The following is a 26,537-nucleotide window of genomic DNA, read 5'->3' on the forward strand; positions in this document are numbered from 1 at the left end:
ACTGAGGGGAAATAGGCTAGTTAAACATACAAATATATTATTTAAACTCTAGTATTTAGATATTTTCCTCAATTACAGATATTATTTTAAGGAGTTAATTTATGAATAATAACAAAGATAAGATTTTATTGTTATTTCCCCATATACCTAATCCTAGAATGCTTAAAAGGATTAATGCGTTGAAAGAAAATTACAAGTTAGAAGTAATTTATTGGGATCGAGGAATTAATTTTGATAGGAGAAATCATATTTTACCTACCATTAAAGAAAATGTGATTCTAAGAAATGCCAACGAAGGTAATCCTTTGAAACGCGTGGGAACAACTATAAAAGTTATGATAGATGCATTAAAACTTATTCGAAGAGCAAAGCCAATGTATTTGTATATATCTAAAACAGATATGTTATTGATAGGTTATATCTATAAACGCTTTTTTAATAATAATGTAGAAATAGTGTATGAGGTAAGCGATATACATTCATTAATGATTGATGAACAAAAGATAATTTCTAGAAAAATAATATCAAAGATTCTTAATAAAATAGAAAAGTTTCTATGCAAAAATATTAAATTGCTTATTGTGACTTCTGAATATTTTTATAAATATTATTATCAAAACTTTATTGAAGCAAAAAAGACTCTATTCATCCCTAACACTCCAGATCCTACGATATTTAAAAATTTAAAACGTAAAGAAAATAAACGTCTAACTATCGGGTTTATTGGAATTGTTAGGTATGCTGAACAAATAGAAATGCTTATTGATGCAGCTGAGCTCACTGATGTAGAAGTATTTATTGCGGGAAAAGGAATAGATTACGAAAGAGTTAAAAAATACGCAAGAGGAAAAGAATATGTTCAAATATACGGAGAATATGAATATGATAAAGAGATAAAATTACTATATGAAAAAGTAGACTGTATTTATTCAGTGTATAATGCAAGTATGAAAAATGTGCAAATAGCTCTTCCAAATAGATTATATGAAGCTATTTATACGCAAACTCCAATTATTGTAGCAAAAGATACATACTTAGGGGAGTTAGTTGAGGAATATAATATTGGAGAAACGATCCAATACAATGACATTAAAGATTTAGTAGAAGTTATTAATAGTTTGAAAGATGATGAAAGAAAAATTAAAGGGATTAAGAATAATATGTCGCATTTAAGTAATAAATGGATTTTAGAGAATTTTAATAAAGAATTAATAAATGCAATTGAATCATAAATGATAAATAATCACCCACTTGTAAGATTTAACTTTATTTTGTATGGATAATTGTACTGTTATATTATTTTAGAACTGAATGAATCTGATAATAGGTGATATATTTAAAGTTAAAACTTGGATAGAGACATAATAGTGAAATTTTATAAATTTCTTATAATCTTAGTTGGAAGATAATTATTTAGGAAGGTGAAAAAATGAAATTTCTTATAGTGAAATTATCACCAATAGAAGGATTAAATTCATCGATGATCAGAACCTTATCTTTAACAAAAGGTTTGATTTCCTTAGGACATAATATTGATTTTTTAACAATTCCAATAAGTGATACACATGTTAAGGCAAGTGGTTACACTTTTTTAGATAAAATCAATATTATAAGAACTAGCGCTAATACAAATTATGATTCAGTTATTTCGAAAAGAAAAAAAGGGAGAATAGCAAAACTATCAGTTGGAATGCTGAGGAAAATTTACCATAAACTATCTCTTTATAATTATACTTATTCAATTGCTAAAAGGGTTAATATATCACTTTTAAAGAATGATCATTATGATGTTATTATTTCTGTTTCTGATCCAAAGACTTCACATATTGCGATACAAAGGTTGATTGCCCAAGGTTTAAAATATGGGAAATGGATACAGTATTGGGGGGACCCTATGACTTATGACATCACAAATAAATCGGTTTATCCCAGTTGGTTTATTGCGAAAAAGGAGTTAGCTTTATTAGATGAAGCTGATAAGATTGTCTATGTTTCACCATTTACTTTAAATAAGCAAAAAAAAACATTTCCCAACATTGCGAATAAAATGCATTTTCTCCCTGTTCCTTATCTTGAAAAGAAGTATTACCCGAGATCACAAAATAAGAAGTTTGTAATTGGTTATTATGGAGCCTATAGTAGTAGAGTTAGAAATATTATGCCTTTGTATAATAGTTGTTTAGAATTAGGGGGACAAATTCACTTAGATATAATTGGGGATTCGGATATCACTTTAACAGAAACTAATAATGTAAATATCCAGCCTAGAGGGAACGTATCGAGTTATGAAGAAAAAGTAGATCTGTTGGTTTGTATGCTAAATAGTAGAGGTACTCAAATTCCAGGAAAAGTTTATCATTATGCTGCAACAAATAAACCTATACTAGTGATCTTAGATGGAGATCAAAAGGAAGAAATGAAAGAGTATCTAGAATCATTTAACAGATATTATATGTGTGAGAATAATGTTAATAGTATATCTAATAAAATTAAAGAGATAATGTCCAGTAATAAAGAATTTATGCCTTGTAAGGAATTTGAACCAAAGTATATAGCACAGAAATTTATTGATTTAATTTAATTAGATAGAATCTAGATAGCTATTACGAATAAACATTCCGTTTGATTGCTTCAAATTTATTCTCTGTGAATTTCGAACGTTTTCTCTACTTCAGATTAGTTCCCTAAAAAACATGCGAAAAGGTAATTTAATAACAGATGGTGACAAAATAAAAAGTCAGACATAAACAAGAACATATCGATTTAAAAGACCTTTAATAACATTTGGAGTTGGAAATACATGTATTTAATACTATTTCTTTATATAATAATTGGGTGCATTGTAATTCGCTATTTATATAAAAAAAATAAAAGATTAGGATTTGTAGGTGGATATGCTGGATTTACCTTTAGTATGTTAGTTTATTATGTATTCATACCTATAATCATTATACTTTGTGAAGATGCCTATAAAACAAATACCGGATATGGTTTTGACAAGTTAATCCAGTTTATTTTTACTAAGGGTTCAGAAAGCTTTCTTTTTTTAATCCTGATAGTGGTAATTGGTTTTATAAGTTTCAACTTTGGATATAGTATTGTATTTTTAAAAAAATATAAAACTATAGTTAAAGATAGAGTTTCAAGAGGAAAGATTAATAATAATCGTAATTTTAATAATACTTTATTAAAGATTATTAATTTTGGAGCTCATTCAACTCTTATTATTGGCGGATCTGCTTTGATTTTATTCTTTATCTTTGTAGGTGGTATTGGAAATGCCCTAAAATTAGCAGAAACCACTAGAGGGTTTGAAGTATCCGTAGCTGAGTTTAATTATTTAGCAGGGATAAGTAAAATTATAGCCCGTATTGTTACAATAGCACCAATTATGTACTTTTACTTAATCCTAAATAGAAAGAAATTCTCAGATAAATTTTTATTTAGTATTTCATTTATTTTATCAGTTTTATTATATTTATCTTTTGCAGGACGAACTCCTTTAATGACCTTTTTAATTATATTTTTATATTTTATTGCGAAAAAATTTTTTAATAGAGTTTGGCTTAAGATTATTTTTGTGGGGATTGCTTGCTTTCCGCTCTTAGATATTTTTAATTATATTTTTATCTTTTTTCAAACCCAGGTTTGGGTAACCACAGAAATCAATTATTTGCAATATCTTAGGCAATTTTCATTTCCTATGAGTTTAGGTTTAAATATTAGAGAATTAGTCAGCTTTTATGATTTTAGATATTATAAAGATGTGTTTAATGATATAGTAGGACTTTTACCTGGTATAGGATTTGAGGTTTCATATGAGAATACGTCAGAATTTTTTAATGGGAGTAATTGGAGATTAATGGGTGGAGTTCCGAATGATGTGATTTCATATGGTTATATCCAATTAGGAATGTTGGGAGTATTTATTACCCTGAGTACCTGGGGATTTTTAATGGGCTGTTTAGATAAGATTATTAAAACTTTACCTAGAAATAGCGGGAGGGATTTGATCTCTGTAACCCTAGCAACACAAGTTTATCAAATTGTTTTTTCGGCCGACCTCGCCCCCATATTACAGAGTCACCTTATATTTTTGTTATTAGTAATTATATTAGTAATTTACAAAAGATATATAAGGAATAACAAAACTGATTTTAATTTAGTTGATGTGGTTGATTATAAATAGTTATTAAAAATGCTTTTTTGTATCTAATATAATAGTCTAAAAGCTAATAAATTTCTATCCGATATGTAGTGTATGTATAAGTAATATTTTAGTTATTTTAGAATTTATAAATATTAATATTTAATTAAAGGAAATTAATAAATGAAACTTATATTTAATAATACATTTTTAAGAGCTATTTCTACTCTGATTTCAGGGTCTATTATTGCTCAAATTATTTCGTTAGTTGTAGCCCCGATAATGACTAGACTATATACAACAGAAGAAATAGGAGTATATACACTTGTTTTAACAGGAATTACTATGTTTGGTAGTGTTATCTGTGGAAGATATGATATGGCCATTGTTTCGGAGCGAAATGAAGATAACGTTTTTTCACTAATTAAATTATCTTTTTTTATTAGTTTAGTAGCTAGTATTTTAATCAGTTTAGGGTATGTAATCTTTTATAAAATTGAAGGTATATCCCCTTTAACCACTGTTATTACGATGTTCATATTATTGTTAAGTACTGGTATAAGGAATATTTTAGTGTCCTATAATAATAGAAAAAGAGAATATTCACTTATGACTTCTGTGTACGTAATTAGAACTTTATTTAAAGATATTACTCTAGTTCTCTTAGGACTTATAAAAGCAGGAGCTATAGGATTAATACTCTCACAAATTATTGGTGAAATATTGGGGTTAAATAGACAAGCAAAGTCGTTAAAGCATCAATTTAAAAAAATTATTACTACCAGTAAGGATAGGGTAATCTATGTATCAAAGTTACACTATAAACAACCGTTGTATTCGGTTCCAGCATTATTTGCAAATAACTTTTCATACGCATCGATAAATTTGTTTGTAGAAAATTTATTCGGTTTAGCTACTCTTGGTCATTATTATATGACATATAAAATTTTAGGATTGCCTTTATCAGTTATTAGTGGTAATATCTCAAAAGTTTTTTTTCAAGAAGCTTCTAGAGAGTATGATAAATCCGATCATTATAGTAAAACATTTTTAAAGACAACATTTATATTATTAATAATCGCAATACCCATGGCGTTCTTTATGTTCTTTTTGGCTCCATCGATATTTAAATTTATTTTTGGACTGGGATGGGAAAGATCTGGAGATTATGTAAAAATATTAGCTCCAATGTTTGCAATTCGTTTTATAGTAACAGCTTTATCACCAGGAATGATGATTTCTAAAAAGCAAAACTTAGAATTAGTCATAAATTTTTTATTTATTATTATGTCTGTAATAGCATTTATAAGTTCCAAAATGCTAAGTTTAGACATTGTTCAATTCTTAACAATCATAAGTATTTCTTATTCGTTTATTTATGCTTTTGCATTTCTAATATTAATTAGAAATGCGTTTAAGAAGAAAGGATATGCTAAGAGCTAAAAGTTTTAAAACTTAAAATTATAATCTTGGTATAATAATATTGATATCCATGAATCTATTAAACTAGATAAAGTAAATTCTTAAGAAATTAAACTCATGATTATCAATATAGAAGAATAAACGCGTTACTAGTGATGGGGTGAAAGTAATAATGAAAAAAAAGTTCATCAAAAAAATTTATATTGCCTTTTCGAAATTAATAATTCCTTTATTTTATGATAAGAAGTACTTGAAAGGAAGACATTTTGATAATAATATTAAAGGATGGTATTGGTGTTGGCGTAATTTATTTATGCAAAAAATTATTGGATATAATAGAACATGCCCATTTCCGGTGTCATTTAGGAATGAGATAGGTCAGTGGAAAAATATTAAGTTTGACATTGATGATTTAAACAATTTTCAGCATTACGGTGTTTACTTTCAATCATGGCATTGTGACATTACTATTGGTAAAGGGACATACATTGCACCAAACGTTGGTTTAATAACAGAGAATCATGATATAAATAATCTGGATCAACACAATGAACCCGAGCCGATAAAAATTGGAAAATCTTGTTGGATTGGGATGAATGCTGTTATATTACCAGGCGTATGTTTGGGTGACAATACAATAGTAGGTGCTGGGGCGGTCGTAACACGTAGTTTTCCTGAAGGAAACTGTGTAGTTGGTGGCGTTCCTGCAAAAAAAATAAAAAGTTTAGAAACTATTAATGATAATAATGATTGATTATATTCTAATTGGGTTGAATGAAAAATGAAGGATGTTAACTGACGGAAAGTATTAGTTAAAAGACTATTACTTAGAAAAGAAGAATAATTACATTGTCTATCATATATTTGGAGGTATTAAAATGAAAGTTTGTACTATTGGATTAGGTTATATAGGACTCCCCACTTCCATAATGTTTGCAAAACATGATATAGAGGTAATAGGAGTCGATGTTAAAGAAGATGCTGTAGATTCATTAAATAATGGAAAGATTCATATTGAGGAACCAGGTCTGCAAGAGGCATTGGAGGAAGTTCTTGAAAATGGTAAATTCAAGGCTTCTTTACATCCAGAAATAGCAGATGCTTTTATTATATCGGTACCTACACCAAACTTGAATGACGAATATAGATCTTGTGATTTATCACATGTAATTAGTGCGGTAAATTCTGTATTACCCTATGTAAAAAAAGGAAATGTAATTATTGTCGAATCAACAATTGGACCACGGAGCATGGACGACGTTGTAAAACCATTATTGGAGAAAGCGGGTTTTGTTATTGGGGAAGATATATATCTAGTTCATTGCCCAGAAAGAGTATTACCAGGTCAGATAATGCATGAGTTAATTTATAATAATCGTATTGTTGGTGGAATTACATCCGCATGTGCTGATGCTGGTGCAATGGTATACAATACTTTTGTTAAAGGAGAAATAATAAAAACTGATGCTAAAACTGCTGAAATGTCTAAGTTAATGGAAAACACATTTCGCGATGTTAATATTGCATTAGCGAATGAACTGACAAAGGTATGTAATGAGTTAAATATTAACACATTAGATGTTATTGAAATGGCTAATAAACATCCGAGAGTTAATTTACATACTCCGGGGCCTGGAGTCGGTGGACATTGTTTGGCAGTTGATCCTTATTTCATTATTTCAAAAGCTCCGGAAACTGCACAATTAATGGATTTATCCCGTGGGATAAACAATTCAATGCCTTACTATGTAGTAGAAAACGTTAATAAATTGATGAAACAGGTTGATGGGAAAATAATAACTATTTTTGGTCTAACTTATAAAGGAAATGTTGATGATATACGTGAGAGCCCGGCTATGGAAATATATAATATTTTAATAGAACAAAACCAATTTGAAGTTAGAGCATACGACCCCCATGTTAAACTTGATTGGGTAGAGGATTGTTTAGAGGAAGCAGTGAAGGATTCTGATTTAGTTGTTATTTTATCTGATCATAATCAATTTAAAAGTTTTGAGAGTAATGAGTTGAACATGATGGCGCATAAACGAATATTTGATACCAAAAATGTAGTTAAACAAGTAACGAAAGATATTAATTATATAAATTATGGAAATTTATATAATGCAATTAAAAAGGAAGCAATCCTTTTATAGGTTTAAAAGATGTTTAGTTTTTTTCTTAATATAAAAGTTTGCCGTTATAAAAATATATCCTAAAATAGAGGGCATTTGTATAAAGCGATTTTTCGATATACAAATGTCCTCTAGTATTAGAAGATATTGTATAAATAATAGGAAAGTATCTCTGAGTTGTTAAAAAGTTAAGATTAATATAAATAAAAGTTACTTTTATTTTGTTTCATCGAAAGGAATGTGAGTTAACTAATGAAAAAGGTACTAGTAGTTTTTGGAACAAGACCTGAAGCAATTAAGATGTGTCCTTTAGTTAAAGAACTTAAAACACGAAAAAAAATAGAGACTATTGTATGTGTCACTGGTCAGCACAGGGAGATGTTAGATCAGGTTCTCGAAGCCTTTAATGTGACACCGAATTATGATCTATCTATTATGAAATCAAAACAAACATTGTTTGATGTGACCATCAATATTTTGGAAAGAATGAAAGCTGTTTTAGAAGAAGTAAGACCAGATGTAGTGTTAGTCCATGGAGATACTTCCACTACTTTTGTGACGGCTTTAGCATGTTTTTATTTACAAATTCCTGTAGGACATGTAGAGGCAGGATTAAGAACTTATAATATTTACTCGCCTTATCCAGAAGAATTTAATCGTCAAGCCGTTGGGATTGTTGCTAATTATCATTTTTCTCCAACTGAAATGTCCAAAGATAATTTAATAAAAGAAGGTAAAGAAGCAACTTCAATTTATATTACAGGGAATACAGCTATTGATGCATTAAATACTACAGTAAGAGAAGACTATTTTCATGAAGAACTAGATTGGGTTGAAGGTAGTAGATTAATTATGATTACGGCTCATAGAAGGGAAAACCTAGGTGCACCTATGAGAAATATGTTTAAGGCGATTAAAAGAATTATTGATGAACATCCTGATATAAAAGCAATCTATCCAATTCATATGAATCCGGTTGTAAGAGAAGCGGCTAACGAGATACTAGGAGACTGTGACCGAATTAGAATCATAGAGCCTTTAGAGGTAATTGACTTTCACAATTTTCTATCAAGATCATACATGATTTTAACTGATAGCGGTGGTATTCAGGAGGAAGCTCCAAGTTTAGGAAAGCCAGTTTTGGTAATGCGTGATACGACAGAGCGACCGGAAGGTATTGCAGCAGGTACATTAAAGTTAGTTGGTACAGATGAAGAGGTTATTTATCAAACTTTTAAATTATTACTTGAGGATAAATCGGAGTACGAAAAGATGAGCCGTGCAAGTAATCCATATGGTGATGGACACGCCAGTAAGAGGATAGCAGATATACTCGAGCATTGAAATTTAGGGAGTTATTTCTTTCCAAAGGGATAGGAGAGCAGTGAAGAATAACTGCTCTCCTAATTTGTAATAAGACAATAAATTGAAGTGATACTTACTGTTCTAAATCAAGTAAAAGCCTGTTCATAAGATTAAATGTTCCAAAGCGCTTAAAGTTTGAATATGTTTTAAAAATTGTCTAGCTTGTACAGTTTACAAAATAAATGAACGAAGTTGACCTTTAACGATAAATTCGTTTTTTATATTAACTTTAATAACATTTATTAAGTTCATCTTAACTTCTATTTTACTGTAGTAATTTTTAATCGATTCTTAATTCCTTTTCTTTTCCGGCGCAATAAATACAAACATTGCTTTCTGATCCGTACATGGATTCTTTGACTGCCAAACGCTGATCCCTTGCTCGTCAAGCTCTTGTAGTAATTCATTAATCGCTACTTTTGTTGCCTTTTTTAGTGAAGCCTTCACACCAGCTTCTTTTATGTCATGTGTGCCTATCCCTACAATGCTTTCTTCGTCCCAAAAATAGTAACTCGCTGAGACCCATGTATACGTTTGATATACATTGAAAAAGATTTCGATATCCAGTTCTTTGTGCTTTATCCAATAGGCGTGTCCATCAACAGGTACTTCATTGGAATTATACATATCCATATCTCCTCCTAGTTTTATTCATGAGAGTTAGACGATCATTCACTTCTTATTTTTCACCGTTCCATTAAATTCAACTTCTTAAGGTTGTGTCAAATTACCTACATACTTATATACTATTCTATTTAGTTTGACTTTTCTAGTGATTTTCAAAATATTTTTATAAAGTGGTATGATCGTTATTGCTACCAATTTCACTTTACTGGGTATCGGGTATTTCACAGTGTTTCCACTGAATTAATTGAGTTTGTTTCTAGTACAGATTGCTATCCCTTTGCCTCTCCAAACTTACCATATTCTTTATCGAAAGCTAATTTAATTGTACCAATTGGTCCATTTCGCTGTTTGGCGAGGATGACTTCGACGATGTTTTGCTCGTCTGTTTCTTTTTGGTAATAGTCTTCACGGTAAAGGAAGGCGATGACATCTGCATCTTGCTCGATTTGGCCACTTTCGCGTAGATCGGATAAGATCGGGTGTTTGTCTTGACGACTTTCGACTCCGCGACTTAGTTGGGAGAGGGCCATGACAACGACATTTAACTCCCTAGCCATAATTTTAAGCATGCGGCTGATTTCACTAATCTCTGCCTGTCTATTTGCGCGGTGTTTGGGGTCGCCCATGATTAATTGTAAATAGTCAATCACTACGAGCATTTTTTTCTCCTCTCCATATTGACTGCGTAGCTTCCTAACCCGCGACCAAATATAGACTATATCCATGCCACCTTTGTCAAAAATATGGAGCTGTGTCTTTGAGATTCTGCCCATTGCCTTCGTAAATTTCCGCCAATCTTCATCAGCAAAATTGCGTCGTGGATTGCGCATTTTTACAGAACTAATCCCTCCAGTGTTGCATAATGCCCTTTTCAATAGCTGTTTCTTGGACATTTCTAAAGAGAACATGATAGCCACATGTTGCACAGCGGCATGTAAGGCTAGGTTTATAGCAAAAGCTGTTTTTCCCACGCTTGGCCTTGCGCCGACAACAATGAAGTCCGAGTCTTGGAAGCCGCCAGTCAAATAGTCAAGTTGTTTAAATCCCGATCCAATCCCAGTTATCTCACCAAGGTCTATTTCGCAATCATCATAGAGGCTGACTAGACTAGGTGAAATATGACCATCTTCCTCATCTACCAAACTATTTTCCAGCATGATCAATTCTTGAATGCCGTCTCTTAAGGTTGTATGAACATTTCCATTCTGTACTTCATTTTGGATTTTCCCAGTCACCTTTAACATCTGGCGTTTTTGTGCATACTTTTTTACGATATCTTCGTAGTAATCGAAGTTGACCGTAGAAGGGACGCTAGTGGAAATTTCTGTGATATAGCTAATCCCCCCAACAACCTCGAGATGATCCGGTCCTATTTCTTCTACAATTGAAATGATATCAAGTGGCTTTCCTTGCTCATTCAATTTAGTGATGGCTGTAAATAGAATTTGTAACCTTTTCATATAAAATTGTTTGGAAGTAATCGTACATTCCTCGACTAGTTTCGGTTCTAAAAATAGTGTTCCAATGAGTGCTTCCTCTGCTGCCTGATTGAAGAGGGGATGTTGTCCCATTACAGTTCTTCCCCCCGATTTATCCCTAAGATAGCGCGCATTTTCTTTAGCTCATTTTGAATAACTTGTTCCTGTGCCGGCTTGGAGTTTTGTTGGGCACATTTGCTTGTCTCCTCGATGCTCGGAATCATACGCGATGTAGCTGTCTGCTTACGTACTAATCGAGCAATTCTTGGTGGATAGGGGGATTCTGCTACATGTACAAGTAAGTTTTCCTCAAGCTGCTTATACATGAAAGGTTTTAATGCTTTATGCCATGTATCTACTTTTTTTTGGTCTATTTCAAACTGGTCGTAATAATTAGCAATCAAAGTAAGTAGGGTAAACGTCTCACTCTTCTTCATTTAAATTAAAATCTTCCTCTCGCCATTGTCTTTTCTTCGGCTGTTGATTTACATAGGATTCAAATTTTGTTCCAAACAATGTCTCAGGCCGTAAGTATTTATTCCAATAAGCATCATGCTGCCATTCAGCTGTTTTAATATCGATTACCTTTTTAAAATCAGGCAGTGTAAATCCTTCTTTCCATCTGGCTTTGATTAAATTTTGCGTTTTCTTAGTACTCGGTTTGTATGCTGCATTTGTTTTGCTATTTAAGTATTCGATTACCTCAGAATAGGGGATATTATATATATCTTTTGTAGTCTCTGTAGTAATCTCTGGTATTGCTTTGTCCAATCTGCACCCTTCAATAGGGCAGTCTGTATCGTCTAATAGATCAGGTTGAATGGTGACATGATCAATAAGAGCAGCTTTTTCCCACTCATTTATTTTTGCATAATTAATCGTGTACCATTTTGTCTGATCCATCCGAAATTTATTAAAATTAGCGGTAAAAATATACCCCTCTTTTTCAAGTAGCCTAAGGGCACGCTTTATCGTCGCCTCTGACCAAAACGGCAGCTGTTCATGCCAATCCTTGTACGTGTTATACACCCATTTGCTTCCGTCCTTCGTCGTCGAACAAGTTTGAAGCCAATAATGAATTTGTTGCAATAAAATCGCTCCATTCACTCCCAATTCCTGTGCAAAAGATGGTTGAAACATAACTGGATATTCCTTCACTAATAATTTACTCATGTCCATTCCTCCTACAAATTTTTATGTTGAAGCAATCGAATCTGCACGAGTTGTCTCTCGCTTCGGTCAACGCTTCTATTATTGATATATATAGAAAGGAGAATTTTGGACACCTACGCCAATAAAAATTGGATAAAATGATCACAATGAGTATCTCATAGGAAGTCAAAACGTATGATTTTCTCCTAGCTAGTTTGATAGATTTAGTAGAAATTCTATCCATAATAATTTGTTTTGAAATTGAATTAAAAGTCACTTTTCTCCTAGGGGAAAAGTGACTTTTTGGGCATTTATTTTAAACTAATTCTATTTTATCTACTCCTTTTTAATATTCTGCTCGTTCGTATACGAAGACGCTTTTTACTATGGTATGGGTACCCGGGAATACAAATGAAAAGCGCGCTTTCCAGGAAGGAATAAGAATGGAAAGGTTTGAGGATGTGGTGGAGGATTATCGGCCAATGATTTACCATATTATTAAATCGCTGCAAATTTATAAAGATGTAGAGGAGTACTTTCAAACAGGTATGATTGCTCTATGGGATGCACAACAGCGTTTTGATCCAAATAAAGGGGCGATCTTTAGTACGTACGCCTTTTCCTATATAAAAGGGCGGATCATGACAGACTTAAAGAACAGCAGAAAGTTGGAAGATAGAAATGTTTATCCTGAAGAGTCGTATTGGGAAATGGAAGTTGATAATGGGGAGCAGCGATTGCAGCTAGCCAATCTGCTATTTTATTGCACGGACCTGACGGAGAAGCAGAAGCAATGGGTCATCTATACCTTTTATTATGGCATGACGATCCAAGAAATTGCTAAGCATGAAAGAGTATCACCCTCTGCCGTCAAGAAGTGGCGTGTTGGTGCTATTCCTAAGTTAAAGAAGAATATCCTTTTGGCTCAATGTTAATTTATACTTAAAAAGAGAAAGGACGGGAAGAAGCAAATCATCGTCCTTTCTCTATACATATGTTATTTTTTCTTTTTCTGGGCTGTTTGATCGAATTGATATGAGTTGGGGTTATGTTCTTTTATTATGAGTACATCTTCATGAGGTTTATGTAAAATGTATGATGTTCCTGTCGTTCTCGTCTCTATCTTTTTTCGATAGTCTCGTGCACGATGTAGTTTAAGATCAAAGTGTTTTTTAGAACCTTCCATGATAATTTCATGACCAAGCGGTAATATAATTTTTGTTTTTTTACGAGATAGAAATATAGTATCATCGATATGATCCTCGCAAAACCAAATGCATTCATCTCTCGATGGTGACATGCTCGGGAACCAGTAGATACCTAAACTACCACTTATTTTTATAGGGGGCATATCAATATTCCCTAATGCCTGTTTCGCGGCTACTCTGGCTCCTTTGTAGTCGTTACCAAAATAGATAATACTCTCCTCGATTATTTGTAACGGACTCATACTAACGAGAAAAGAAGTATCACCTTCAATCACTCGTGTGAATAAATGCCCGTACGAATCGAATGTTGGTATTAAAGCGAATGTCTTACGGTTGATCACATAATACTGGATTAACTTCATGCCCATCTTCCTTTCTGCCTATCAGTTTTTAATAGTGGTATAGAACACTGGAGCTCCAGTAGGTACATTGTCTCATATAAAATGTGAAAATCCAATAGGTTATGGTTAAATTGTTTAAAAATACTGATAAGTTAGTTTTCGTGTCTTAAAGAGGCTACACTTCTCATAGAAACGAGTAGCTAAAGATGCGCCAATGTTTATTATGAGGAAGTTATAACATTATATTTTATCTATATATGTATAAAAATAAAATAATATATCAAAATATATTGAACTTTGAAAATGTGTGTGTTAATATCACCTTAATAAAGACAGTGGAGAAAGAAACTATAAATAATAGAATGGAATGAAGGTATGCGGAAAAGAACTGGGGACTTGAAGCTTATTAAAGAATTAAATAAAACCTTAATTTTAGATAAGATTCGTAGAGAAGGACCTATTTCTCGTGCTGAGATTGCAAAAATAATGCAAATTAGTGCGACAACTGTCACCTCTGCAGTTAGTGAATTAATCCGTGATTCCTATGTGTATGAAGATGGGAGAGGGACTTCTATAGGTGGAAGGAGACCTATACTCCTTAAGGTAAATCCTAATACGTTTTTCTTAATAGGAATTGCTATAGATGCTTCGAAGCTTACTATAGCTGAACTAAACTTAAATGCTCAAGTAAAATTAAAAGAAGTATATCCCTTAGAGAAAAATTTGTATGATAGCTTTAGTTCTTTCGTTATTGGTGTGATAGGGAATTTTTTGGAGAGGTATCCAGATCTAGATTATTGTTTAGGGATTTCTATAACGACCCAAGGTATTGTAGATTCTGTTAATGGAATCATACTTTACAATCCGAAATTAAACATAGAGAACTTGCATTTAAAAAGTTTGGTTGAAAGGCAATTTAACATTAAAACATATATTGATAACGATACGAACGGAGATATTTTAGCTGAAAAAGGCTTTGGCTTTTATCAACAGTCAAGAAATTTAATTTATGTCACTATCGGCGATGGAGTTGGAGCGGGCATCCTCATAAATGATTCTGTGTTTCGAGGGTTTCATGGTGGAGCAGGAGAGTTCGGACATACAACGATAGACTATAATGGGAAACCTTGTAGTTGTGGAAATAAGGGCTGTTTAGAAAACTATGTTAGTTGGAAAGCGATCCATACCAAAATATTAACTGAGATTAATAATGGAACTAGTACAGTTATATTGGAAAAGACAAAGGGAGACTTAATGAAAATTACTCCAGGGATCTTCCGTTATGCACTTAATGAAGGAGATGCACTTTCAATTTCTATTTTAGACGAAGTTGCTGTTTATCTCGCAACTGGGCTTGTTAATATAGTCAGCTTATTCAATCCCGAAAAAATAATTATTGGCGGTGATTTGGCCTTTGACAATCCATACTTAATTAAAAAAGTAAATGAGCATTTATTAACCCACTCTTTGAAAACGCTTACTAATGGATTTGAAGTAGTTCCAACTTCTTTTGGAAGTGATTATGATGTGGTTGGATCAGGGGCATTGTTACTACATGAATTGTTTAACTTTACCCTCCATTGATTGAAACAGTAATGTAGGATGTCCAACTGAAGGGGGGTGCATAGTAATCAATGCATATAAAACTATTTACTAAATTAAGAGATTTGTATGTGAACCGATTTAAAAAATGATAGGAGGAAAAATGATTATGAAGAAGAATATATTTCTTTCGTTGATGATCTTTCTAATCGCAGGAATATTAATCGCATGTGGAGGTAACGAAAAAGCCTCTAAGGATGGAAATACAATTGATGTTGCCCTATGGGATGAAAATGTTAAGCCGATTGTAAATGAATCTATCAAGAGATTTAACGAAAAACATCCGGATGTAAAAGTCAACGTCACTTATACACCTTTTAAAGATTATTGGACAAAGCTTAGAACGGGATTAAATGGTGGAAGCGGTCCTGATATATTTTGGATGAATGGTCCAAACTTCTATGATTATGTTGATAATGGCCTGATTAATGATGTAGAAGATGCACTAGTTAAAGGGGATATTTCAAAAGATGACATTACTCCAGCTATTTTAGATTTATATTCCAAAGATGATAAGTTATATGGGCTGCCGTTTTTCTCAGATATGGTAGCGCTTTACTATAACAAAGCCATTTTTGATGAAAAAAACATACCTTATCCTGATGATACATGGGATTGGTCGAAAATTGAGGAAGTAGGAAAAGAGCTAACGGATAAATCAAAAGGTATTTATGGTTTTGGGTCCGCTTTCTCAGACCAACAAGGATTTTATAATTATATTCCACAAAACGGTGGATTTATTATGAGTGAAGATAAAACAGAATCTGGATATGATACACCTGAGGCTATTGAGGCACTAGAGTGGCAGTATAAAATGATGAAAGAGGGAATTTCCCCGACTGCTCAAGAACAAGTTGAAACGGAGTTAATCCAATCATTCTCTTCTGGGAAAATTGCTGTATGGCCTGCTTTATCCGTTAGAGCTGGACAATTATTTGAAACGCTGGGTGAGGACTTAGGAGTTACAGTGCTACCGACTGGAAAACAAAGAGCAACTACTGTTCATGGAATTAGTTGGGCAGTTAATGCGAAAAAGCAAGATGATGAAGTGATTCAAGACTTAGCTCTAGAACTGTCTGGAAAAGATGCGCAGAAACAATTAGCTGAAGCAGGTTTCGGTATACCTACGTTTCTTGATCAACAAGATATTTGGACTGAATCAATTGAAGAATTAGATTTAGCTCCTTTAATTGAATCGATGAAAAATGACGGAGTGCCATACCCTGTAAGTAAAAATACTTCTGAATGGCAAAAAGTACAAAATGATGAGATTCAAAAAGCATTTTTCGGCGAACAAACGGTGGAAGAAGCAGTCAAAAAAATTGCAACAGAAATGAATGAAATTTTAACGAAAAAATAAAAGTCTTTATCTTTCTCGATAGTAGAGATTGTTATTGGAATTAAGCTGAGGATAAAGTGTTCTCGAAATCAAATGTATGCGTTTTCCTTCTTGGAGGTAAAGCTAAGATTATTAAAAAGAGAATAGGCTTTCTATCAGCTTATTCTCCTTTTATTAAGGTGGGATATCATGAAGGTTGTGACTGAAAAACAAAAAGGTAATCTACAGCTTAAAGTATCGAAGTATGAGAAAAAAGAAGTTTTTTGGGCATATCTGCTTATTGCACCGACTTTTTTAGGGTTAATGGCCTTTTACATGTTGCCTGCATTGTCTTCTTTTTATCTATCATTTACGGACTGGAATGGCTTGACGGCTCCTGTTTTTAATGGGGTAGCTAATTTCGTAGAGTTATTCAGTAATGCGGAATACAAACGGACAGTCATTAATACGATTGTGTTTACTTTCGTCTCTGTTCCCTTAATGATCATTTTAGCGACATTGATTGCCACATTATTAAACCAGAAGGTCCGCGGGATGGCTATTTATCGAACATTATTCTTTTTACCTGTTGTTACAATGCCAATAGCTGTTGGGATGGTTTGGAGATGGTTATATAACTCACAATACGGTTTGATTAATTACGTTTTAAGTATTGTTGGTATTGAAGGTCCTGCTTGGCTACTAGATTCAAAGTTTGCTTTATTTTCAATTATCCTAGCGAGTATATGGATGGGGATGGGTCAATCTATTATTATCTTACTAGCTGGGCTTCAAGGTATTCCTGAATCACTTTATGAAGCTGCTGATCTTGATGGTGCAAATGCTTTTCGGAAGTTCATGAATGTGTCACTACCATTGTTAACTCCTAGTTTATTCTTTGTTTTAGTTATATCGTTAATCGGTTCACTTCAAGTGTTCGATTTAGTTTTTATTATGATTGGAGAAAACTCTGTCATTTTAAATGCAACAAGGACAGTAGTATACGGTATTTATGAGCAAGGATTTGTGTTATCTAATATGGGATATGCATCAGCGCAAGCACTATTACTCTTTATCATTATTCTACTCATAACTATCGTTCAATTTATCTTGCAAAAGAAATGGGTTCATTATGAATAAAAGGGGTGAAATCTATGCATAGATCTACGGTTATGAAGAGAATTTCTATACACACATTATTGATTATCGGATCATTCATTATGGTACTACCATTTATTTGGATGATCATTACATCTTTAAAGACTTTCAATGAATCGATGATTGTGCCACCTACGATTTTACCAGAAACTATGGAGTGGGGGAATTATATCAAGGTATTTACTCAAATGGATTACCTTAAGTATTTCTCTAATACATTTTTCATGACGGTGGGTAGAACTGTCGGACAGCTATTTTTATGTTCCATGGCAGCATATGCCTTTGCTAGGCTTAAATTTCCATTGAAAAATCTATTATTCATTTTGATTATAGCTGTATTGATGGTTCCGTCTCAAATTGTTCTTATACCTACTTTTGCGGTAATGAGAACTTTCGGATGGATTGATACATTTTACGCATTAATTGTACCAGGAGTTTTCAGTGCATTCGGTGTATTTTTGTTAAGGCAGTTTTTCATGACAATACCAAGGGAATTAGATGAAGCGGCAAAAATCGATGGATGTTCCTTTTTCGGTATTTATTGGAGAATCATTTTGCCATTATCTCGTCCAGCATTGGTTGCGTTGGCGATTTTTACAGCTTTAGCTTCATGGAATGACTTTTTATATCCATTGATTATGACTAACTCCGATAATATGAGGGTTCTCTCTGTAGGAATAGCGAATTTTCAAGGTCAATATAAAACGGATTATCCATTATTAATGGCTGGATCCGTCTTATCTGCCATGCCAATGATTTTAGTTTTCTTATTTTTGCAAAGGTATTTTATTCAGGGGATTGCACTGACTGGAAGCAAAGGTTGAATTATAAACTTCATTTAAGTGAAGGGAAAGTGGGCGAGCATATGATACGCGTATTGTTAATAGGATTGGGGACAATGGGAAGAACTCATTTATCCTGTTATGCAAAGATGGAAAATGTAAAGATGATGGGCGTAATAGATACGAATAAAATAATAAGAAATGATATGAGTGAAAAATACCAAGTAGAGGGCTTTGAGACATTGGAAGAGGCAATGGAGGTTATTGGGAATGTAGATGTAATTGATGTTGCATTACCTACCTATTTACATGAAGAATATGTGAAAAAAGCAGCCAATTACGTGAAGAATATTATCTGTGAAAAACCAATTACCTTATCAATTGATGCTGCTAAAGAAATGATAGAATACTGCGACCGTAATGGAGTTAATTTGTATCTAGGACATGTAGTAAGGTTTTTCAATGAATATAAAAAGTTAAAGGAGGCAGTTGAGAAAGGGGCAATTGGGAAGGTAGGGGTTGTCCGAACATTTAGGGGTGGTCCATTTCCTAAAACACCACTTGGATGGTATAACGAACAAAAAAAGAGTGGAGGAGTGATCCTCGATTTAATTATTCATGATTTTGATTTTTTGAGATGGACATTCGGTGAAGTTGAACGTGTCTTCGCTAAAGGTGTAAAAGACATGACAGGGTTAGGATATGATTATGCCCTTGTTACTTTAAGATTTAAATCAGGCGTTATTGCTCACGTAGAAGGTAGTTGGGCACATGAAAGCTTTAAAATGTCCATGGAAATATCAGGGGAAGACGGGATTTTAGAATTTGATAGTTCAAAAAATAAATCAATTCATTCATTTGTTCGAGCAGATGATTTGAATGAGGGCGTCAAGGGTGTTGCTGTTCCAGAAAGCCCACTAAAAAATAGTCCATACTTTGTTGAATTGGAGCATTTCATTGATTGTATACAAAATAAAAAGGAACCTATTATAACTCCGTTTGATGCATTGAAGGCGGTTGAAATATCTCTTGCAGCAAGAGAGTCAATCAGGACTGGACAACCAGTATTTATAAATTAAAGGAGTGAAAAGCATGAAGGTAGGCATTATAAGTTGTGCACATTCACATGCATATAGTTATGCAAGCGGTCTTCAATCGATAGAAGGCGTAGAAATTGTCGGTATAGCTGACAATGATATGGTTAAAGGAAAAGAATTTGCTGAAACATTCAATATTCCTTATTACTCATCCTATCAAGCGTTTTTAGAGATCGAAATGGATGCTGTTATTGTCACTTCAGAAAATGTACACCATAAAGAGCATGTCAAAGCAGCAGCTAAAGCCCAAAAACATATTTTATGCGAAAAGCCTTTAGCTACTACTATAGAGGATGCGCAAGAAATGATCGATATTTGCCGTGAGAATAATGTTATATTGCAAACTGCATTTCCTGTACGCTTCAATTCAAACATTGTACGTGCCAAAGAAATACTAGACTCGGGGAGAATAGGTGAAATTATTGGCATAAGCGGAACAAATCGTGGTACTAATCCACAAGGCTGGTTTGTCGATAAAGAACTTTCTGGTGGTGGTGCTGTTATGGACCATACAGTGCACGTAGTCGATATTATAAGATGGTTTACAAATTCAGAAATAAAAGAGGTTTATTGTGAAAGTGATCAATTATTTTCTAACACTCCAATTGATGACGCAGGGATATTGACGATGGAATTGGATAATGAAATTTTTGCCACATTAGATTGCAGTTGGTCAAGAAATCAAGCATATCCAACATGGGGTGACGTAACATTGGATATTGTTGGCACTAAGGGAACATTAAAGATTGATGCTTTTGATCAAAACGTACGTCTCTATTCTGAAAAGCAAGGCGTAAAAAGAATTTTTATTGGTGACGATATGAATCTAGGGTTAGTGGAAGATTTTATAGATAGTGTTCGTAACGGGACTCCGCCATCTATAACCGGGTTAGATGGGCTTCGAGCTGTAGAAGTGGCGCTTGCTGCCTATCAATCATCAGAGAGAAAAGAAGCGGTGAAAGTGTAATAAAGTCGTTTGTGAACTATTGGTTTGGAGCGTTGAAGTTAGTAGATGGATAGTGTGAATAGCCACGAAGAAATCAATGTAGACTGATTTCTTTGTGGCTGTTTCTGTTTGGATTCTGTTAGTGATGTGGTGGCGAAACTATTGCTTTAATGATTTACTTAAGCATTTATTATTTTTTCGATAATCCATTGGAGTATAATTAGTTTCCTTCTTGAAAATTCGCGTGAAATAAGAATAATTTCCATACCCTACTTTATCTGAAATCAGATGAACAGGGTGGTCTGTATTGCTTAGTAAATCTTTCGCAACTTCAATCCTTTTCTTGATCAAGTAATTAATCAGTGAGATTCCCATTTCCTTTTTAAAGATTCGCGCGATATAGTCAGGGCTTAAGTATAGAGTACTTGCTAAGTTGCTTCTGGTAACATTCTCATGGTAATTTTGATCAATGTAGTCACAAATCTTATGAACAACTGACTTTTGAGAATTGGTAAATTTCATATAATCTAAAGAAACGTCAACTAGGTAAGACAGGTAGTTCATTAAATCCTCTATTGATCTCATCGATTGTTCATGTAAGAAATCAAATGTTTTTCCTTGAAACAAGTGATGTGCGAGGATTTCTTTCTTTTTTAAATGAGTATAGATCAATTGGGTAATATCAATTTTAAAATTACTAATTACGTGTTGGTTTGCTTCACTTTTATCTACTAAATTATGTAGGTAGCGTTGACATCGATTGATAAAACTATCACGATTTTCTGTTAGTAGATACTCCTCTAACAACTTTAAATTAGGCTCTATATATTTAGCTGTTTTGTTTTGATGATTATCGAGCAAAATCGTTCTGTTTCTGTAGTTAATATTTTCATTTCTAGCAGCTTGGAGCTTCGTTACTCTGGATTTAAATTGAGCTAATGATTCCACTGTTCCTAAGTAACATTGGATATCACAATGTAATTGATGATTAACCGTTTCAATCAGTTCATTACAAGCAGCTGACAATGATGACAAATCAGGAGTTTGCATCAATTTAAAGATAGCTAAATATTCTTCGTTATTCATCTGTAAGGGTAGTAATCCATCTAATTGAATCGTATAATTTTGAAAAACCGTTTCAATGATAGAATTTAATTTATTTCTAAGATTGCCTTCGTGGTTGAATAAATATAATATTTCTTTATTGTCTACCAATTCATAAGGGAAAAATTCTATTAATAATGGTAAGAAATGATCGTCAACAGAATAATCAATATGTTTGGTTTCTAACTCTACTTGTAACTCCTCCAATGTAAATCGAAAATCACTTCTTTTAATATGTGAACTCCAAAAGTGTTCTTTAATTTCCTCTTTATTTTCTTGCCAGTATTGCCCAACCTTTAAAACGTTTTCATTTTGTTGACCTACTCTTACTTTTTTGATCGCCTTTTTAATGATTAATTCTAGTTTCTCAAACTCAATCGGTTTTAAATAATATTCAAAGCTTTGTAGTTCAATTGCTTTCTGAGCGTAGTGAAAGTCAGCGTAATTGGTTAAAAAAATTGTTTGAACTTTATATCCTTCTGACCTGATCCAAGCTAATAATTCCAGTCCATTTCCTTGAGGCATTTCAATATCAGAAATAAGAATGTCGATCGGATGTTCCGCAAAGAGTTTCATCGCTTGCCGAATATTGTAAGCGCAGTAAATATTTTTAACACCTAGTGAAATCCAATCGATTTTTTGTTCAAGTGCAGAAATAACAAAGCGGTCATCATCCGCGATTAATACATTCATCTTTCTACTCTCTCCTCCTTGGCCAGATAAGGAATCATGATTTCAACCTTTGCCCCGCCACCTGGAATATTTGAAAAATTAATACTAAAATCTTCTTCAAATAATAAACGTAATCTTTGGATCACATTGTTAATGCCAATATGATTTCCGTTAATCGTGGTTATAAGCATATCGCTTTGGAGATTTTCCAATATATCAGCAGGAAACCCTGGTCCATTATCAAGTAAAGTGAGGATAATGGATTTTCTGTTCTCAACTATTTTTGAATAAATATTTAACTGAATGTTTATTTGCTCATCTAAAGAAACAGCATGCTTTACAATATTTTCAATAAACGTTTGAATCATTAGTGGAGGAATCATTGCCTTCTCAATTGAAGGTTCTGTTTGGATATCAAACTTAAATGAATGGGCATGCAATAATTTTTGGATTGCTAGATAATCTTGAATATGAGTTAATTCTTTTTCAAGCTTTACATAGTTTTGGTTTGTTTGAAATAAGTACCTAAAATAGTTAGATGTAGAAATAGTCATTTTTTTAATTTCTTTATACATTCCCATTTCAGCCATACTGTGAATGGTTGTTAAACAGCTTAAATAGAAATGAGGTTTTATTTGTAATTTCATAAAGTCCATCTGTATTTGTTTCTTTTCAAATTCCTGTTCATAATAATCGATTTTCAACTTTTTAATTTCGTTCATTAAACCTTTGAATTGTTCATTCGCTTGCTCAAGTTCAATAATACTACTGCTAAAGTCAACTTTCTCATTATTTTTATTAATATCTAAGAGAGTTTGAGAGAAGTCTTGTATGGGTGATAGAATCTTATTCCTAAAATAACCTAAAAAGAAGAATAAGATTAAACCAATGATTATGGTTGCTAAAACAAGAACAAATTGAGCAATTGCAACTTTTTTATATGCACTAAAATGATCTACTGATACATGTAGGGAGAACGGCAGTCCAGTATCATTTTGATGGAAGGTAAGATAACTGGTAAAGATGAACTTTAACTTTCTATTACTTATGTTTTCTTTTGATCCGGATAAAAAACCGTTTTCATTATTTGCAATCGTGAGTGTTCCTTTATCACCAAGATTAATTTCATTTAGTGGAAAGAGGATATCATCAACTGCAATCACAGAAATAAACATGCGATTTTCGTATTCTAGTAAGTGGTATAAATAGTACTTTTCATCCATTTTCAAAGATTGCCATGTATAGATATCTTCATACTTATTAACGGATCGTTTTTTTGATAAAAAATAATCCTTTATCTTTAAGTACTCGGAATAGTTCATTTGAATGGGAGAACTGCTAAAGAAATAGTTCTCTTTTTTTAATGCTAAAAAGAACTGATATTCTTTACCTGTCGAGTACTGAAAGTCGTTCACTCTTGTTCTGAAGTTGTGAATGCTTTTAGGTAACTCTGACATATCCTTTGCCTTTTCCATATCTTTGATCAAGGGCTCGTTTTTTACTGTCCAGATCATAAAGTGTTCAACAGCATTAAGCCTTAACATGGTGTCGTCTAAATAAAGATTAATCGTATTTTTGACGTATTCGATACTTTGTTGTCTTGTAATGGTAATAGTAAAAAAAGAAACAATCATATTGATTAATAGGATTGAGATTAATATGACGAATAACACTTTAGAATAATAGTTTACAGATCGCGAGGTATGTTTCCCAAAATGTGACTTCAATATGATTTCTCCCCTTTATCGACTCCTTATTATTAATTATAAAGATTCTAATTTCATTTTATAGCACAAAATTGTGTGAAATGAGTAAAAAGTATTAGTCAGGACTGAATAGTGCTATTTGGTCAGTTAGATTTTTAGATTCTCCTCCATAAAAGCCGGAATCATATTAATAGTCGACGGTTTACTTATATTAAATGATGGATGCGCTATCATACAATAAAGACAGTTCTTACGGTTTACTATTTTGATAGGTAGAAAGAAATATGTAAGGGCTCTTTTAAGTGAGAGTATGCAGAAATGCGGGATACTCTCTAGTCTATCAAGAATGAATATAGGGGGAGGAAGCTTGGAAAGTAAAATAGGTTCACCAATGATCGCAAATCCGGCTATTATACCAAGAGAACAAAAGAAAAAGAGGGCGATAAAACAATTTAAGAAAAGTGTTCCATTGTATGTATTATTACTTCCATCTATTGTTTTATTGATCTGTTTTACATATATACCAATGTATGGAGTAATTATATCTTTTAAAGACTACTCTCCAGTATTAGGGATATGGGGGAGCCCTTGGGTAGGATTTAAGCATTTTATTCAATTTTTTAATTCCTACCAATTTGAACTAACAATTAAAAATACATTGAGCATTAGTTTATATAGTATTTTGATAGGGTTTCCATTACCGATAGCACTTGCCATCCTTTGTAATCAAATGCGTGATGGGATGTTTAAAAAGACATTCCAAGTGACAACATATTTACCGCATTTTATTTCAACGATGGTCATGTGTGGGATGATTTTAATATTCTTATCACCTAGTAGTGGAATGATCGCAAATTTATTAGAATTAATTGGGATTGAAATGCCTAATGTTCTAGCAAAGCCATTGTTCTTTAGCAGTATATATGTTTGGAGTGACGTGTGGCAACATGTTGGATGGGATAGCATTATCTATTTAGCCGCATTATCAGCAATAAATCCAACCTTTTATGAAGCTGCAACGATGGATGGCGCAAGTAAAATGCAAAAGATTTGGAATATCGATATTCCATTGCTTTTACCTACTGCGATGATTTTATTGATATTACGAGCTGGCGGTATTTTAAGTGTAGGTTTTGAAAAAGTTCTATTATTGCAAAATTCTTTAAACTTACCTGGAAGTGAGGTCATTTCCACGTATGTATATAAAATGGGACTGCAAAATTTCCAGTTCAGCTTATCAACTGCAATTGGTTTATTTAATACTGTTGTGAATGTGATTGTCTTACTCTTTGTGAATTGGTTGTCTAAGAGATTGACGAAAACGAGTTTATTATAGAAGGGAGGAAGCAAATTGGAAGCTGTAATCAAAAATAAGGGGCGTAAACAAGCAAGAGTACAAATGAACTGGAAAGACCGACTATTTGATATTTCTATATACGGCGTCGCCATTATGATGATTATTATGATTGTGTATCCCCTTTGGTTCATTATCATAGCTTCTTTCAGTAATCCGGGTGATGTATCAAGTGGAAATGTCTGGTTTTGGCCGAAGGAGTGGAAATTAGCTGGATATATTGAATTGTTGAAGAATGAATCAATTTGGCGAGGTTATTTAAATACAATTATCTATACTCTTGTAGGGACCGTGATTGGTTTATGTGTGAACATTCCTGCTGGTTTTGCTCTATCAAGACCTAATTTACCCGGAAAGAATTGGATTACTACATTTTATATCATTCCAATGTTTTTTACTGGGGGCTTAATTCCAACCTATTTAGTTGTAAAGAATTTTGGGATGCTTGATACATTCTGGGTATTAGTTTTACCTTTTTCCGTTTCTGCTTTTAATATTATTATAGCTCGAACATTTTTTAAAAATAGTATTCCGGAGGAGTTATGGGAAGCGGCACAAATGGACGGTTGTGGCACTATTCGTTACTTTTTCACAATGGTCTTGCCGTTGTCTAAAGCGATTCTTGCGGTCATTGGTCTATGGACTGCAGTAGGAATTTGGAATTCTTGGTTTGATGCTATGATATATATTTCAAATGAAAATTTGCAACCGCTGCAGCTAATTCTTCGAAGGCTTTTAATTATGAATGAGTCACTCTTTGAAATGGCATCAGGGGATCTTGCATCAGAGTTGAGACAATTATCAGATATGATGAAGTATGCAGCAATCGTTGTGTCAACATTGCCAATTATGATGTTGTATCCATTTTTACAAAAGTATTTTAATCAAGGGATTATGATTGGATCCGTTAAGGAATAGGGGGA

The 26,537-nt window shown here is 33.0% G+C and carries 23 protein-coding genes; 16 read left to right on the plus strand and 7 right to left on the minus strand.

The window, feature by feature from the left end; all coding sequences use genetic code 11:
* Window positions 1-101: 101 nt before the first annotated feature.
* The 7 genes from BLE01S_RS15380 to wecB all read left to right on the plus strand — a co-directional run bounded on the left by BLE01S_RS15380 (window position 102) and on the right by wecB (window position 9,048).
* Window positions 102-1,232 (plus strand): glycosyltransferase, encoded by a 1,131-nt coding sequence (locus tag BLE01S_RS15380; protein ID WP_066144276.1) that lies wholly within the window; start codon window positions 102-104, stop codon window positions 1,230-1,232.
* Window positions 1,233-1,429: 197 nt separating this feature from the next.
* Window positions 1,430-2,581, plus strand: a complete 1,152-nt coding sequence (locus tag BLE01S_RS15385) for a glycosyltransferase family protein (protein WP_066144279.1) — start codon at window positions 1,430-1,432, stop codon at window positions 2,579-2,581.
* 219 nt (window positions 2,582-2,800) lie between these two features.
* Entirely contained in the window at window positions 2,801-4,189 is a 1,389-nt protein-coding gene (locus tag BLE01S_RS15390) for an O-antigen polymerase (RefSeq protein WP_066144282.1), read from the plus strand.
* A gap of 141 nt (window positions 4,190-4,330) precedes the next feature.
* A complete protein-coding gene (locus BLE01S_RS15395; RefSeq protein ID WP_066144285.1) occupies window positions 4,331-5,590 on the plus strand; it encodes a lipopolysaccharide biosynthesis protein in 1,260 nt (419 codons plus the stop codon).
* 151 nt (window positions 5,591-5,741) lie between these two features.
* A complete protein-coding gene (locus tag BLE01S_RS15400) occupies window positions 5,742-6,323 on the plus strand; it encodes an acyltransferase (protein WP_066144287.1) in 582 nt (193 codons plus the stop codon).
* 124 nt (window positions 6,324-6,447) lie between these two features.
* Window positions 6,448-7,725: a nucleotide sugar dehydrogenase gene (locus tag BLE01S_RS15405; protein ID WP_066144290.1), complete on the plus strand. Its 1,278-nt coding sequence runs from the start codon at window positions 6,448-6,450 to the stop codon at window positions 7,723-7,725.
* A 231-nt stretch (window positions 7,726-7,956) separates the two neighbouring features.
* Window positions 7,957-9,048, plus strand: coding sequence for a non-hydrolyzing UDP-N-acetylglucosamine 2-epimerase (gene wecB / locus BLE01S_RS15410; RefSeq protein ID WP_066144293.1), 1,092 nt, complete (start codon window positions 7,957-7,959; stop codon window positions 9,046-9,048).
* Between the two features lie 312 nt (window positions 9,049-9,360).
* Here wecB and BLE01S_RS15415 read toward each other — a convergent pair whose 3' ends face one another.
* From BLE01S_RS15415 to BLE01S_RS15430, 4 genes are all read right to left on the minus strand, one after another.
* The gene (locus BLE01S_RS15415; RefSeq protein ID WP_066144296.1) at window positions 9,361-9,702 is read right to left on the minus strand and encodes a hypothetical protein; all 342 of its coding nucleotides are present in this window, start codon (window positions 9,700-9,702) and stop codon (window positions 9,361-9,363) included.
* A 263-nt stretch (window positions 9,703-9,965) separates the two neighbouring features.
* Window positions 9,966-11,267 (minus strand): replicative DNA helicase, encoded by a 1,302-nt coding sequence (gene dnaB, locus BLE01S_RS15420; protein ID WP_066144299.1) that lies wholly within the window; start codon window positions 11,265-11,267, stop codon window positions 9,966-9,968.
* A complete protein-coding gene (locus tag BLE01S_RS15425) occupies window positions 11,267-11,611 on the minus strand; it encodes a replicative helicase loader/inhibitor (RefSeq protein WP_066144302.1) in 345 nt (114 codons plus the stop codon). Before BLE01S_RS15425 ends, dnaB begins: the two co-directional genes overlap by 1 nt.
* Window positions 11,598-12,347, minus strand: a complete 750-nt coding sequence (locus tag BLE01S_RS15430) for a conserved phage C-terminal domain-containing protein (RefSeq protein ID WP_066144304.1) — start codon at window positions 12,345-12,347, stop codon at window positions 11,598-11,600. The genes BLE01S_RS15425 and BLE01S_RS15430 overlap by 14 nt, the downstream gene beginning before the upstream one ends.
* 422 nt (window positions 12,348-12,769) lie before the next feature.
* On the opposite strand from BLE01S_RS15430, the gene BLE01S_RS15435 reads away from it, so the two are divergent.
* Window positions 12,770-13,261 carry a sigma-70 family RNA polymerase sigma factor gene (locus tag BLE01S_RS15435; RefSeq protein WP_066144307.1) on the plus strand — a complete coding sequence of 164 codons (492 nt, stop codon included), beginning with the start codon at window positions 12,770-12,772 and terminating at the stop codon, window positions 13,259-13,261.
* 62 nt (window positions 13,262-13,323) lie between these two features.
* Here the strand turns inward: BLE01S_RS15435 and BLE01S_RS15440 are convergent, their stop codons facing one another.
* On the minus strand, window positions 13,324-13,896 hold the full coding sequence (locus BLE01S_RS15440) for a competence protein ComK (RefSeq protein WP_066144310.1): 573 nt from the start codon (window positions 13,894-13,896) through the stop codon (window positions 13,324-13,326).
* A 354-nt stretch (window positions 13,897-14,250) separates the two neighbouring features.
* Here BLE01S_RS15440 and BLE01S_RS15445 point away from each other — a divergent pair, with 354 nt between their 5' ends.
* From BLE01S_RS15445 to BLE01S_RS15470, 6 genes are all read left to right on the plus strand, one after another.
* Window positions 14,251-15,459, plus strand: a complete 1,209-nt coding sequence (locus tag BLE01S_RS15445; RefSeq protein WP_066144313.1) for an ROK family transcriptional regulator — start codon at window positions 14,251-14,253, stop codon at window positions 15,457-15,459.
* A gap of 127 nt (window positions 15,460-15,586) precedes the next feature.
* Complete coding sequence (locus BLE01S_RS15450; protein WP_066144537.1) at window positions 15,587-16,837, plus strand: ABC transporter substrate-binding protein; 1,251 nt, start codon at window positions 15,587-15,589, stop codon at window positions 16,835-16,837.
* Between the two features lie 168 nt (window positions 16,838-17,005).
* Window positions 17,006-17,935: a carbohydrate ABC transporter permease gene (locus tag BLE01S_RS15455; RefSeq protein WP_066144318.1), complete on the plus strand. Its 930-nt coding sequence runs from the start codon at window positions 17,006-17,008 to the stop codon at window positions 17,933-17,935.
* A 14-nt stretch (window positions 17,936-17,949) separates the two neighbouring features.
* Window positions 17,950-18,777, plus strand: a complete 828-nt coding sequence (locus BLE01S_RS15460) for a carbohydrate ABC transporter permease (protein ID WP_066144321.1) — start codon at window positions 17,950-17,952, stop codon at window positions 18,775-18,777.
* Window positions 18,774-19,814, plus strand: a complete 1,041-nt coding sequence (locus BLE01S_RS15465; RefSeq protein ID WP_326255440.1) for a Gfo/Idh/MocA family protein — start codon at window positions 18,774-18,776, stop codon at window positions 19,812-19,814. Before BLE01S_RS15460 ends, BLE01S_RS15465 begins: the two co-directional genes overlap by 4 nt.
* A 13-nt stretch (window positions 19,815-19,827) precedes the next feature.
* A complete protein-coding gene (locus BLE01S_RS15470) occupies window positions 19,828-20,799 on the plus strand; it encodes a Gfo/Idh/MocA family protein (RefSeq protein WP_066144324.1) in 972 nt (323 codons plus the stop codon).
* 138 nt (window positions 20,800-20,937) lie between these two features.
* On the opposite strand, the gene BLE01S_RS15475 is transcribed toward BLE01S_RS15470, so the two are convergent.
* Together BLE01S_RS15475 and BLE01S_RS15480 are read right to left on the minus strand one after the other, a co-directional pair.
* Complete coding sequence (locus BLE01S_RS15475; RefSeq protein ID WP_066144327.1) at window positions 20,938-22,575, minus strand: response regulator transcription factor; 1,638 nt, start codon at window positions 22,573-22,575, stop codon at window positions 20,938-20,940.
* Window positions 22,572-24,281: a sensor histidine kinase gene (locus tag BLE01S_RS15480; RefSeq protein ID WP_066144330.1), complete on the minus strand. Its 1,710-nt coding sequence runs from the start codon at window positions 24,279-24,281 to the stop codon at window positions 22,572-22,574. The genes BLE01S_RS15475 and BLE01S_RS15480 overlap by 4 nt, the downstream gene beginning before the upstream one ends.
* Before the next feature lie 370 nt (window positions 24,282-24,651).
* Here BLE01S_RS15480 and BLE01S_RS15485 point away from each other — a divergent pair, with 370 nt between their 5' ends.
* Together BLE01S_RS15485 and BLE01S_RS15490 are read left to right on the plus strand one after the other, a co-directional pair.
* On the plus strand, window positions 24,652-25,596 hold the full coding sequence (locus BLE01S_RS15485; protein ID WP_066144543.1) for an ABC transporter permease: 945 nt from the start codon (window positions 24,652-24,654) through the stop codon (window positions 25,594-25,596).
* 15 nt (window positions 25,597-25,611) lie between these two features.
* Window positions 25,612-26,532: a carbohydrate ABC transporter permease gene (locus BLE01S_RS15490; protein ID WP_326255439.1), complete on the plus strand. Its 921-nt coding sequence runs from the start codon at window positions 25,612-25,614 to the stop codon at window positions 26,530-26,532.
* Window positions 26,533-26,537 lie beyond the last annotated feature (5 nt).

This window comes from Lederbergia lenta NBRC 16444 (assembly GCF_001591545.1).
GTDB lineage: Bacteria > Bacillota > Bacilli > Bacillales > Bacillaceae_C > Lederbergia > Lederbergia lenta.

Bases quoted from the DNA above. Each gene is read 5' to 3' on its own strand.
- BLE01S_RS15380 (WP_066144276.1), top strand. From the start codon at position 102: ATGAATAATAACAAAGATAAGATTTTATTGTTATTTCCCCATATACCT.
- BLE01S_RS15385 (WP_066144279.1), top strand. From the start codon at position 1,430: ATGAAATTTCTTATAGTGAAATTATCACCAATAGAAGGATTAAATTCA.
- BLE01S_RS15390 (WP_066144282.1), top strand. From the start codon at position 2,801: ATGTATTTAATACTATTTCTTTATATAATAATTGGGTGCATTGTAATT.
- BLE01S_RS15395 (WP_066144285.1), top strand. From the start codon at position 4,331: ATGAAACTTATATTTAATAATACATTTTTAAGAGCTATTTCTACTCTG.
- BLE01S_RS15400 (WP_066144287.1), top strand. From the start codon at position 5,742: ATGAAAAAAAAGTTCATCAAAAAAATTTATATTGCCTTTTCGAAATTA.
- BLE01S_RS15405 (WP_066144290.1), top strand. From the start codon at position 6,448: ATGAAAGTTTGTACTATTGGATTAGGTTATATAGGACTCCCCACTTCC.
- wecB (WP_066144293.1), top strand. From the start codon at position 7,957: ATGAAAAAGGTACTAGTAGTTTTTGGAACAAGACCTGAAGCAATTAAG.
- BLE01S_RS15415 (WP_066144296.1), bottom strand. From the start codon at position 9,702: ATGGATATGTATAATTCCAATGAAGTACCTGTTGATGGACACGCCTAT.
- dnaB (WP_066144299.1), bottom strand. From the start codon at position 11,267: ATGGGACAACATCCCCTCTTCAATCAGGCAGCAGAGGAAGCACTCATT.
- BLE01S_RS15425 (WP_066144302.1), bottom strand. From the start codon at position 11,611: ATGAAGAAGAGTGAGACGTTTACCCTACTTACTTTGATTGCTAATTAT.
- BLE01S_RS15430 (WP_066144304.1), bottom strand. From the start codon at position 12,347: ATGAGTAAATTATTAGTGAAGGAATATCCAGTTATGTTTCAACCATCT.
- BLE01S_RS15435 (WP_066144307.1), top strand. From the start codon at position 12,770: ATGGAAAGGTTTGAGGATGTGGTGGAGGATTATCGGCCAATGATTTAC.
- BLE01S_RS15440 (WP_066144310.1), bottom strand. From the start codon at position 13,896: ATGAAGTTAATCCAGTATTATGTGATCAACCGTAAGACATTCGCTTTA.
- BLE01S_RS15445 (WP_066144313.1), top strand. From the start codon at position 14,251: ATGCGGAAAAGAACTGGGGACTTGAAGCTTATTAAAGAATTAAATAAA.
- BLE01S_RS15450 (WP_066144537.1), top strand. From the start codon at position 15,587: ATGAAGAAGAATATATTTCTTTCGTTGATGATCTTTCTAATCGCAGGA.
- BLE01S_RS15455 (WP_066144318.1), top strand. From the start codon at position 17,006: ATGAAGGTTGTGACTGAAAAACAAAAAGGTAATCTACAGCTTAAAGTA.
- BLE01S_RS15460 (WP_066144321.1), top strand. From the start codon at position 17,950: ATGCATAGATCTACGGTTATGAAGAGAATTTCTATACACACATTATTG.
- BLE01S_RS15470 (WP_066144324.1), top strand. From the start codon at position 19,828: ATGAAGGTAGGCATTATAAGTTGTGCACATTCACATGCATATAGTTAT.
- BLE01S_RS15475 (WP_066144327.1), bottom strand. From the start codon at position 22,575: ATGAATGTATTAATCGCGGATGATGACCGCTTTGTTATTTCTGCACTT.
- BLE01S_RS15485 (WP_066144543.1), top strand. From the start codon at position 24,652: ATGATCGCAAATCCGGCTATTATACCAAGAGAACAAAAGAAAAAGAGG.